The 11,720-nt window shown below is 68.2% G+C and carries 4 protein-coding genes; all 4 read right to left on the bottom strand.

Features of this window, described 5'->3' with window-relative positions; genetic code table 11:
• Window positions 1-23: 23 nt before the first annotated feature.
• The gene (locus IM776_RS05460; protein ID WP_194421990.1) at window positions 24-8,453 is read right to left on the bottom strand and encodes a DUF5979 domain-containing protein; all 8,430 of its coding nucleotides are present in this window, start codon (window positions 8,451-8,453) and stop codon (window positions 24-26) included.
• Between the two features lie 147 nt (window positions 8,454-8,600).
• Window positions 8,601-9,617, bottom strand: coding sequence for a DUF998 domain-containing protein (locus tag IM776_RS05465; protein ID WP_194421991.1), 1,017 nt, complete (start codon window positions 9,615-9,617; stop codon window positions 8,601-8,603).
• Between the two features lie 16 nt (window positions 9,618-9,633).
• Entirely contained in the window at window positions 9,634-10,359 is a 726-nt protein-coding gene (locus IM776_RS05470) for a GAP family protein (RefSeq protein ID WP_194421992.1), read from the bottom strand.
• Window positions 10,356-11,681, bottom strand: coding sequence for a hypothetical protein (locus IM776_RS05475; protein WP_194421993.1), 1,326 nt, complete (start codon window positions 11,679-11,681; stop codon window positions 10,356-10,358). The genes IM776_RS05470 and IM776_RS05475 overlap by 4 nt, the downstream gene beginning before the upstream one ends.
• Window positions 11,682-11,720 lie beyond the last annotated feature (39 nt).

Consider the following 11,720-nt stretch of genomic DNA (forward strand, 5'->3'; position numbering starts at 1 on the left):
CGCCTTCCGTCTGCGCGGAGACCTCACGCTCGCCCCGACCTTCTGCGGACCACCGCGAAGATCAGGCCGCCCACGGAGAGCAAGGCGATCCCGACCAGACCGCCGACCCAGAGCACTGTCCCGTTCATTCCCGTCGCGGGGAGGGCGTGGAAGATGTTCTCGAGCTCGAAGTCCAGTTCGACATCGGCGCGCACGAGGAAGAATCCGACTCGGCTCCCGCTGTCCAACGTGATCAGCCCGATCTCGTCTCCCGATGCGTCGAGAAGCCGCTTCTCATCCGCTCCGCCGTCGTCCGTCTCGGCTATGCCGCACAGGGCACCGGCGGGGAGGATCTCGTACTCGGTCCGATAGTCGTTGCCCTCGTCCAGCACTCGCACGGCTCCGCCGGGGATCTCCACGAGCTCGCGGCCGCTGGCCGGGTCGATGCACTGCACCGTCACCTCGAACGGTCCGGTGCCGCGGGTGGAGGCTCCGCTGCCTGTCACGGTCTTCGACACGACAAGGCTGCCGGTGAGGAACGTATTCGTGGCTGTCACAGTCACGACGTCGCCATCGCCGATCGTCGCAGGGGAGCCGTCGATCGACTGACTGTCCGCGACACCGTCATCCGTCTCCTCGACGGCGCACACGGAGCCGGTGGGGATGCCGTCGATCGTCGCGTCCAGCGGATCATCGCCGCCGAGCATCACGCCCTCGTCGTACACCGTGCGCGGTATCGGCCTGCCGTCGTCGAGCGTGCACGTCACGTGCAGCGTGAAGGGCCCCCCGCCGAAATACTCCGCGCCCGATCCATCGAGCACCTTGCGAAGCTCGAGGCTGCCCGCCTGGAACGTGTTGATCACGTCGATGCTGACGCTCGCGTTCTCCTCCACCGTAACGACGCCGTCGGCCGGTGAGAGCGTCGTCGACCCCGCTCCGCCGTCGTACTGTTCGACGAGCGTGCACACCGCGCCATCGGGCAACCCCTCGTAGATGGTCGTGAAGCCGTTCCCCTCGCTGAGGCGGCGGATCGCGGTGCCGGGCACGTCGAGCTGGATCGTCTCGCCCTGAAGCGTCCAATCGCAGGTCAGCTGCACCAGGAAGGTCGTGCTGCCGAGGTCGGCCCCGGGGCCGGCGACCTGCTTGTCGACGACGATCGCACCGGTGTCGAACCGATTCTCGACGTCCACGGTCACCGCGGCTCCCGGCTCGACGGTGACCACGCCGTCGTCGGGCGAGAGCGTGGTCTCCGAGGCGTTCGCCGCGTCGGTCTCCGATACCTGACACAGCGCACCGTCCGGCAGATCCTCGTACGTCGTCGACAGGCCGGCCGTCCGCGAGAGCGTACGGGTCTCGCCGCCGGGAATGTCGATCGCCGCACCGTTCCAGGTGCACACGAGGGAGACTTGGAAGTCACCGGTCGCCCACTGCTCGCCGTCGCCGGTGATGGTCTTCTCGACCACGATCTCACCGACGTCGAACACGTTGTCGATCGCGACCGTGACCGGCTCGGTGGCATCTCCGACGGTCACGGCGCCGTCGGCGGGGTCCATGACCACGTCGCTCGCTCCACCCGAGTCGGTCTCGGTCACCACACACTCTGCTCCCGGCGGCAGCGCCTCGTAGGTCGTGGTGGCCGTGGCCGGGTCCGTCGTCACCTGGAGCACACGGTCGGCCCCGCCGGGGATGTCGATCACTGTGGCGACTCCGTCGATCGCTGCGGTGCACTCGAGGTGCACCGAGAACGGCGACGTCCCCCACAGGTCGGCACCGGCGCCGGAGGTGGCCTTCGTCACCTCGATGCTGCCGACTTCGAACGAGTTCACGACGGTGAATGCGCGTGCGTCGTCGGTCCCGACCTGCCAGATGCCGACCGGGTCTCCGTTCTCATCGAGGATCTGAGACGATGCCGCGTTCCCGGCATCCGTCTCCTCGATGGCGCACAGCGCGCCGGAGGGGAGCGGATCATACGTCGTCGTCCACGAGTTCTCCTCGGTCAGCGCGCGCGTCGCGCCACCGGGGATCGTGACGATGAGGTCCTCGCTTGTCCGGTCGACGCACCGGATGGTCACGTCGTAGCTGGAGTCCGCCCAGCGGGTGTCTCCCTCGAAGAGTTTGGTGACGGTGACCGCGCCCTCCGCGAACACGTTCGTGATCGTGACGGTCACGACGTCGTCGAGCGGAACCGTCACGGTTCCGGGGGATACCGTGCTGCTCGTCGCGAAGCCGTCCTCGGTCTCGGTGATGATGCACTCCGACCCTGCGGCGATATCGTCGATCGTCGCCTCCAGATCGGTGTCGTCATCCGGGGTCGCCGGATCATCCTCGGATGCGGCGAAGACGAGGTCGCCCGACCAGGTCGAGTCGCCGTCCAGCGTGCACTCGGCTTGTGCGACGAACGGTCCTTGCGCGAACGGTGAATCGGCGGGGTCGATGACCTTGAGGATGCTGATCGATCCGACGCCGAACGCGTTGTCGACTGTCGCGTCGTTGGTGTGGCCGGCGTCGTCCGGTGTCAGGACGATGTCGATCCCGTCGGCGCTGCCGGGAACGACGTCGCCGTTGGCGTTGGAACCGGTTGTGGTGACGCTGATCGCGCCTGCCGTGTCGGACTCTGCGACGCTGCATTCTGCCCCGGCCGGAAGCCCGTCGAGAGTCACGGTCTCGCCGTCTGCGATCTCGAAGACCATGGGGGTGTCGGCACTGAACCCGGTCGCATAGACCGCCTCGCCGAGGAAGGTGCACGTGACGGTGACCTCGAACGGGCCGTAGCCGATCGGCTCGCCATCGGCATCCACGGCATCCGAGGACACGGTCTTGGTGATCTCGAGACCGGCGAGCTCGTAAACGTTGTCGAGCGTCGCGGTCTGGATGGCGGGGGAGTCGGGCTGGTCGGGATCCACAATCACGCCGCCGGTGCCGGTCGAGCTCGTCTGGCCGTTGTCGCCCTCGGCGAGCTCGCAGGAGGCGCCCCATGGGAGTCCGCCCACCTCTTGCGGCTCGCCGTCGCTGAGCGTCAGATCGATCGGCGGCAGTTCGGTCTCCACCGGCGTGCCGGCGGCCGAGACGCACACGAGCTGGACGTCGAACGTCGTCGGTGCGTATTCGGCGCCGTCGCCGCTCACGGTCTTCTCGACCATGAGCGAGCCGGTGGCGAGCGCGGCGCCGACACGCGCGCCCTCGGTGGGCGGCATGTCCGGCGTCCCGCTCGCCTGCGCCGCCGTCAGGTGCGCGCCCGCCGCAACGGTGTTCCAGGCGATCGGATGCTCGGTCAGCGTCGCAGGTCCCGTGCCCGGCGCATAGGGCGCGGCGATCGTGTCGTAATCGACCAGGATGACGCCGCCCGGCTCGAGCGGGGTGGGCATGTCGATCGTCACCTGGATGCCGGTGACATCGGATGCGGCCGCGGAGCCTGGATCGACCCAGTCGCCATCCGCGCATGCCGGCGAGAGCGTCTGGGGAAGATCATCCGCGCACACATCGCCGGTCGTGACCTGATAGCTCCAGTCGGTACCTGCAGGCGCCTGCACGAGCTCCACGCCGCCGTTGAACAGCGGAGTCCACTCGCTCTCCCTGTCCAGTCCGCTGAGCACGCCGGTGTCACCCGGGGTCGGCAGCAGGTCGGCGAGGACGATCCGGTCCATCGGGATGTTGCCGGTGTTGACGATCGCGAACCGCCATTCCACGTCTCCGCCGGGCTTCGCGATCGGCACGCACGGGGTTGCGAAGAAACCCTCGTCAGCGGGATCGTAGGCGGACAGATCCACCGGAGCGCAGTCCTCGCCGGTGTTGCTGTCGAAGGAGCCGAGCTCCTGGTCGATCGGCCGCACCAGTTTGCCGGAGCGCACCGCGCCCGCTGCCAGTACGGTGATGAACGTGTCCGTCGCGCAGTCGTCGACGGGCCCCGCGGCGCCGTTGCAATCGTCGAACGGGCGGTCGCCGCTCACCGATGCGGTGTTCTCGATCTCGGTGCCGCCTTCGACGCCCGGTGCGATGACGAGGTCGATGCCGATCGTGTAGGTCTCCCCGGGTTCGAGCACGCTGCCGTCGGGGAACGTGAAGGTGAAGTCCCCGCCGGACTCGTCGACGTCGACCAAATCGGTCTCTGTCGGCATCGACGCGGTGGTCGAGGTGTAGGTGTACGGGCCCTCCGGTCCGGCGTCGGGGTCGAGGATCAGCTGTCCGTCGGCCGTGGGCGCATCGACGATCACGGGGTTCTCGATGGGCCATTGCCCGGTGTTGGTGACGGAGATGAGGTATGGGATGGGCGTGGCGGGCGCGTACTGGCTGCCCTCCGTCGGCGTCTTGACGATGTCCACAGCCGTCGTGGCATGCACGTAGCGGATCGTGTCGGTCGCCGTCGCCGAGACGACTCCGACCTCTCCCGGTGCGCAGGCGGCCTGAAGGTTCGCGCACACCGTGGTGGTGATGTCGTTGGTGAACTCGCCCTGTGCGGTCTCGCCCGGTGCAGGCTCGAGATCAGACCGGTCGCTCGGCACCTCGCCGCCTGTGCGGAGATCCGCTCGGCGCTGCACGAGCACCGGCACGTTCTGCACCGGGTCGATCGGGTTCTCCCATTGCTGGGGTTCGCCGACATCGTTCAGCTGGGCGAAGGTGAAGCGGATCGCCTGCACCTCGGCGGGATCGACTCCGGTCGGCAGCGGATTCGTCAGGAAATCGGCCTGCGTCAGGAATTCCCCCTCGATCCAGTCGCCGCCCGTCCTCAGGATTCCGTCGCCGAGGGGGGTGAACGTCGCGCCGGTGAGCACATCCATCTGCACTCTGTTGATAGGTGAGGTGAGTGTGAACGAGGGGTCGATGCCGACGTAGTCGAAGGCGTTCCAGAAGGAGGTGTCCTCGTCGTCGATGCGCATGCCCTGGGTGCGCGCGGAACCTGTCGGCTGACCGGTGAGCGTCATCACGACGGGGGCATCGTCCGGTTCCGTCTGCGTGTCGGGGGCGAAGGACTTCTGCGTCGCCACGTCGAGGGACAGCTCGGCGAACTCCACTTGCGCCGAAGCCTGGTCGGTCGGCGTGTTGCCGGCCGTCCCTCCGCCGGCATCCGCGACGGTGGCCTCCGAGACGTTCGTGACCGGACTGTCGTCGACGTCCACCCGATCGGCCGAGGTGCCGCGCACGAACTCGCGCATGCGCAGGTCCATGACCACAGCGCTGGCGGCGTCCGGGTCGATGCGTCCGCTGAAGGTCACGACGATGCCGACGACATCGGTCATGCCTGCGGCATCCAATGCCTCAGCTTCGGCGATCGTGTGCTCCGTCGCGCTGGCCGGATCGGCGATCCCGTCGCCGTCGGAGTCGCGGCTCAGGACCACGGTGGTCTCGTCGGTCACGGCGCCCGTCGGAACCACGATGTCGCGGATGTCGTCGAGGTCGAAGTACGAGAACGGGTTCTGCGGGCTGTCCGGTGCCGGGTCGGCGATCGAGAGGGTGTCGACCCGGGTCGCCGTGCGGTTCGTGGCATCCAGGGTCACGCGTCCGGTCGGGAAGTCCGACGTCGGTGTGCCGTCGGGCGGGACGCCGAAGGGACTGTTCGACCACGTCTTGTTCGTGTCGACGTTGAGAGGCACATCGACGATGCCGATCGTCGCGTCGTCCTCCTCTCGGATGAGCTGCTCGCCGTCGGTGGTGCCGGTGACGGCGGCCGTGTTCCCCACGGTGCCGACGGCAGGGTCATCCGGGTCCTCTGTGATGTTGTAGTCGAGCGCTCCGATCGCCGGGGCACCGTCCGATCGCCTGGTGTCGCGCAGCTGGAAGTGCAGGTCGAGTTCGCGGTCGTTGCCGCTCGAGCGCGCCACTCCGCTGCCGACCGGCGGTGCGGTCGGGTCGCCGGACGCGGCATCCGCTCGGTCCTCGCTCTCCTCGAAGACCAGGCGCACGCCGAGGGCGTCCTCGCGATCCTCATCGACGAACGTGATCCCGGAGAATCCGCCGACGCAGGCCTCGGGGCACGGGTTGTTGGCGATCTCGCGCCATTGCTCACCGTCCCAGATCTCGATGGCGGTGATCGCATCGAATCGCAGATGCGGATCCATGTCCGTCGTGATCGCGTCGACGCCGACCAGGTCGAATGCGTCGTAGTACGACTGGTCGACGTCAGCGATCGATCCGGGTTCCGCCTCATCTTGCACCGTCACCTGCTCGACGCCGCTGAGGCCGCCGGTCGACCAGTTCAGCTGCGCGCGCACATCGGCTGCCGACCTCGAGGTCACGATGTTCGGGGTGATCGACTTGTCGACGACATCGGGCCCGTCGCCGTCGGGGTCGTACGGGTCGAGGTGCGAATTCGCGCATCCGATCGCATCGCCGTCCGTCGCGGACTGGGTATCCGCGGTCGAGGCCGATGTCACGGCGCAGTTCTCGATGTCGACCGGCGCCGTGGTCGTCGTCGCCGGATCTCGCTCGGTGTCACGGACCTCCGCGGTGAAGTGCGGCTCAACAGTCGTCCCGGCCGCGAACGATGAGCCCTCGTCTGCCTCGTAGACGAACTGCAGCCCCAGGATCTCCTCCTGCTCGGCGGCCGGGATGTCCATGCTGAACACCGTCGGGCCTGCGACGACCACAGCGTCGCCGTTCTCGTCGAGCAGTGGCACCCAGGTGGAGCCGTCCCAATAGTTGATCGTGAGGGTCGAATCGGCGGGGACGGCGGTCTCCGTGATGGCCACGGCGTCGAAGGTGTCCCAGAACGTGGCGTCAACCGGGTAGGGGACCACGGCGGGGTCCTGCACGACCAGCATGTCGGTATCCGTCGTCGTTTGCGGGAACGGATCGATCGTGCCGTTCAGCGTCACGAGCTCCCACTCGCCCGGCCGGTCGAGGATCGCGCCCGGGTAGATCGACTTGCTGGTGGTGGTCTCGATGTGCGCTTCGTACACGAGCAGGTCGGCGCTGCCGTCCTGCGACATCTCGGCGCCGCCGGTGCTTGTGCCGGTCGTCGTGGCGGTGTTGGTGATGGTCGCGGGGTATCCGGCCTGATCCGGGTCGGTCTGCACGTCGAACGGGACGACGACCTGCGTGTCCGGCGCGATCTGCCCGGTGAATTCGATCTGGAATCGGACAGGGCCGCCTGTCGGGGCCGGCGGAGTGGCACCATCCGCGAACGAGAGCGGACCCTCGTCCGTTCCGTCCGCATAGTAATAAGTGATGGTGGCGCCCGTCGCGCCTTCGGGATAGGCGATCGGCCCGGCGAACCCGGCGAACTGCATGCTCTGGTCGAAGCCGTCGACGCTCGGGTCGGTTCCGGTCATCGCGGGTTCGGTGATCGTGAGGGACGTGAGGGGGAACTCGCTCGCATTCCCTGAGATGATCGTTGCCGTGCTGGTGTCGCCGGCCGCGACCGACGACGGGTCGAAGGACTTCTGAGTTGTGATCTCGATGTCCTCGGCGATGATCTGATGCGTCGCCGATGCGTCGCCGCTCGCGGTCGTGCCATCGCGAGCTACCGAGCTGCGCGTGGTGTTGTTCACGGTCACGTCGTCGGTGATCGTGCCGACGTCATCGGGATGCTCCATGCCGATCTCGGCGGATGCAGAGGCGTCGGCGGCGATGCCGCTGTCGTCGGTGTCGGTGAACGTGATCCGCACGCCGAGCACATCGGCGTCGTCGACCGAGCCCGGTGTTGTCGGCGGTTCCGTCGCATCGACGACGGGGCCGGGCACCCAGGCGGAGCCGTCCCAAACCTCGGCCTGCGCCTGATCTGCGCCGGCGGGGTAGGTGACCGCACCCAGGCCGGTGAACGGCAGCGTCTCGAAGGGGTTGCCGGAAGCGGTGGGATCGATCGGATCGACGATCGTCATCGTCTCGGCAAGGGCATTGGACTCGTTCTGGGCGGTCACCGTCGCGGTGACGAGCTGACCGGGCGCGGCGACGGCGCTGGCGGGATCGATCGTCTTCGAGGCAGTGGTGGCCAGCGACAGCGGGATGACGGGGGTGACGTCGGCGAAGGATGGCAGCGGTCCGCTGGTCTGGGTGTCGCCGTCGGTGGTGGCGGTGTTCCTGATCGGGATGCCGTTCGCCTCGTAGGGAGTGTCCGGACGTAAGCGCACCTCGATCGTCACGCTTCCGCTCGTCCCGCCCGGCACGCCCTGACCGCCGTTGGCGATCGGCATCGTGAACGCGACATCGACGGTCTGCCCGGTGACGGTGAGGTCACCCTCCAGCCCGGTGCCGATGGTCGCATCCAGGATCTCGAACGCATCGGGCACGGTATCGGTGAGCGTGGCGTTCACGCAGCCCGTCGTGATCGAGGTGCATGAGACGCCGATCGTGTAGCTGAAGGGCTGGTTCGGTGCGACCTCCGTCACGCTGGCGGTCTTCTCCGGTATGAGGTCGCCGTCGGCGGCGTAGGCGACGGGTATCCCGACGGTGATCGCGCTTGTCATCCCGAGCGCGATCGCCGCCGTCGCCGCCCACAGCGCCCGCAGTCCTCTCCGACGAGTTCGTGTTCGTGACGCCATGAAGCTCAGCCCCCGCTTCGTGCACGCGCCGTGAGCCGCCGGATGTGTTCCAGTGTGCGACGCGGTCTCGTTCGTGCAGTCTTGCAAGGCGCGAGCGGGCCTCTCAGCAGGCACTCATCCACAGCGGGTGACTTCGATTCGACCTTTTCAGGTCGTGGCATCCGCCTCGAGCGCTGCCGCATTGCGGATGAACAGGATGATCCAGGTGAACACGAGGATCCCGGCGACCAGCTCGACCGCGGTGAGCGTGTAGAAGCCGGTGGCGAAGAACACCGCCAGCACGACGATCACGCCGACGAACAACCACCCGAGCATCACGAAGGCCCGCGGCATCGTCGGCATCCATCGATGGAGCATGACGACCATGATCGCGAACGTCACCGCCATCCCGGACGCGACCGTGTTGTGGATCGCGAAGAACCTGTCGACGGGGAAGACGCCGACCAGGCCCAGGAAGATCCCGACGATGATGAGGCAGATGCGGACCCGGCCGGTGCCGCGAGGGTTGGGGTTCGGGATGCCGCGGGTCGCGGCTCTGGCGAGGGCCGTGACGAGCACGCCCGCGACGATGAGGGTCAGGTTGAACGCGAACGCCGACAGGTCGTCGGTCATGCCCAGCGCACTCAGGTTCTCTTTCCACCAGTTCGGGTCGCTAGCGGTCAGCGTGCTGGCGAGGACCCCTTGGATGAGGAAGGCAGCCAGCACGAGGGCGAGCAGCGACAGGCCCATCCGGGTTGCGGAGAGGAAGCTCACGTAGGCCGTGACCGCGCAGGCCGCACCTGCGAGGAGGACCGTCGACAGCGGGTACACCTCGGCGCCGAGGAATCCTCGCTCCAGGATCACCGCGAGCAGCGTCCAGGACAGCAGGGCGATGATCGCGTGCGCGAGGCAGAGGGCACCGACGTCGATCACGTCGAGCACGCCGATCCGCGCGCCGCGGTCGCGGACGACGTACCGTCCGGCGATGAAGGCGAGGACAGCCACGACCGCACCGGCGATCGCCGCGTACTGGCCGATCGAGCCGTCGCCGGAGATGGGCACCCGCTGCAGCTGGAACACCGGGAGCGCGACGAGGGCGCCGATGATGAATGCGACGACCGCGAGCCCGAGCGAGAGGGATTCCTGCGACTGCAGATTTGCCGGAGCCGCTTGCTGGTCGGTCATGGACAGGCCCTTCCTCTCACATCGTCCCGAGCACGCCGTCGAGTGCCTTCCCGAGCTGGAGGACGGCGACGACGAGAAGCAACCCGGCACTGAGCATGCCGTTGTTGCGCACGACCCAAGCCCTCAGACGATCCAGCAGGGGGTCCGCCTTCTCGCCCCGGATCAGTACGACGGAGACCGGCACGGCGACCGGCGCGGCAGCCGCCACGATGAACCCCGCGATCAGCCAGACTCTCTGCACCGAAGGCAGCGAGGAAAGTGCGATCTCGAGCGCCGCGGCGATGACCAGCGAGATGTTCAGCGGGTTGAGCAGGAAGATCCCGCCCCCGACGACGAGCGCACGCGTCGGCGTGAACTGGGTGGCGGATCGCAGGATGCCGGGCAGCTGCGGCGTCGCGGCGGCGATCTCGTCCGGCGTGCGTGCGGCGGCGATCCGCGTGAGCACAGTCCTCGCCCGACGATAGGTCAGCACCGCACCGGTGCCGAGACCGATCGCGAGGAGCAGATGCAGGAGCCGCACCCACAGTGCCGGTTCCCTGGGCTCGCCGACCGCCGACACCACGAAGATCACGTACCAGAACAGGAACGACACGATGACTGCGATCGTCCACCCCGTGAGGTATGCCAGGCCGGTGCGACGGGAGTCCTTCGAGAGGAGCACCCCGAGGAGGGCCATGACGGCGAGTGGACTCGCGATCACCCCGAGAGCGATCGGGACGAGCTCCCACAGCACGGTCCTCACCCCTGGTCATCGGGGGCCTCGGCGACCGGGGACGGCGCCGGGCGACGGACGATCTCTACGATCAGGAACACCACGACGGCGGCGATGATCACGCCGATGACGCCGCCCAGCGTCGGCGGGCGATTCGTGAAGATCAGCAGAGCGGCGCCGATCGCCACCGCGGCGAGGATGGCGGATCGCCATCGTTCGACGAGCTCGCCGAAGCGGCCGGTGGTGAGACCTCGACGCTCGCCGGCGGCTCTGGTGGCGTCTGCTCCCTGTCTGGCGGCATCCCGCAGCGCACGCGCGGGGCGTGTCGAACCGGCCAGCCACGATCCGATGGCGATGAGCGCGCCGAGTACGGCAAGGGCGACGGCCGTCGACTGCAGAAGGACGGTGAGTTGCGCGAACAGCGCCGCCGCCGCGGCGGCCGGCATGACGGCGGGGCTGACGGCGCCGATGAAGAACGACTGCCCGATTCCGATGCCGGCGGCGAACAGCGCGAACAGCAGTGCGAACAGCGCGGCGGTCCACGCCAGCGCATGCACGGGGCGTCGCGCGACGCTCACCCCCGCGACGAGCAGGAGAAGAACGACCCAGGGCAGCCAGTACCCGGCCGCGACCGCCGTCGTGTACACGGTGCGCACGAGTACGAGCGCGTCCGCCTGCAGGATCGGGATCTCTCTGTCGATCTCCGGGATCAGATCGGCGATCGCGATGCCCCGGTCGGACAGCTCCTCCTTGACCCTGACGGCCAGGACGCCCAGCTGCAGAGAGAGGGTGCCGTCCTCGGCGAGCTGCAGCGCCGCATTCGGGTCGCCCTGGATGAGCGCGACCGCGCGTTCGTGAGTCCGTCGAAGGGATCGCTCCCATATCTCGGCGAACGCAGGTGAGTCGACGATCTGGTCGACGACATCGCCGATCAGCGTCTGCACGCCCTGCGCGGCGGGACCCTCCAGCAGCCCGAGCGCGGCATCCGCCCGCGGTGGAAGGCCGAGTTCGCGCACCCCGTCGAACACCTCGCCGACGAGCTGCGGCACGTCGATCTGGGTGGTGATCGCGGTCGTGACCTCGTCGGCGACGAAGGCCTGCACCTCTGGACTCTCCGCCAGCGGCGCGAACGTCGAGACGAACTGATCGGTGTCCACGAGCTGAAGCCGTGCCCAGGTGCCGAGTGCCGCGACCGGCGCCAGCAGCAGCCCGACGGCGATCAGAACGACGGCGAGAGCCGTGCGTGCCCGGCCGCGACCTGAAACGGGCTCGACCGGAGCGCCCATGCGCAGCCGCTCGTTCTCCTGCTCGAGATCGGCGACTCGACGTCGCAGTTCGTCAGCTTCGCTCATGATGCCCGCCCGCCCGCAGAACAGTGGTGTCGTGCGACA

It is taken from the genome of Microbacterium abyssi (genome assembly GCF_015277895.1).
Lineage (GTDB): Bacteria > Actinomycetota > Actinomycetes > Actinomycetales > Microbacteriaceae > Microbacterium > Microbacterium abyssi.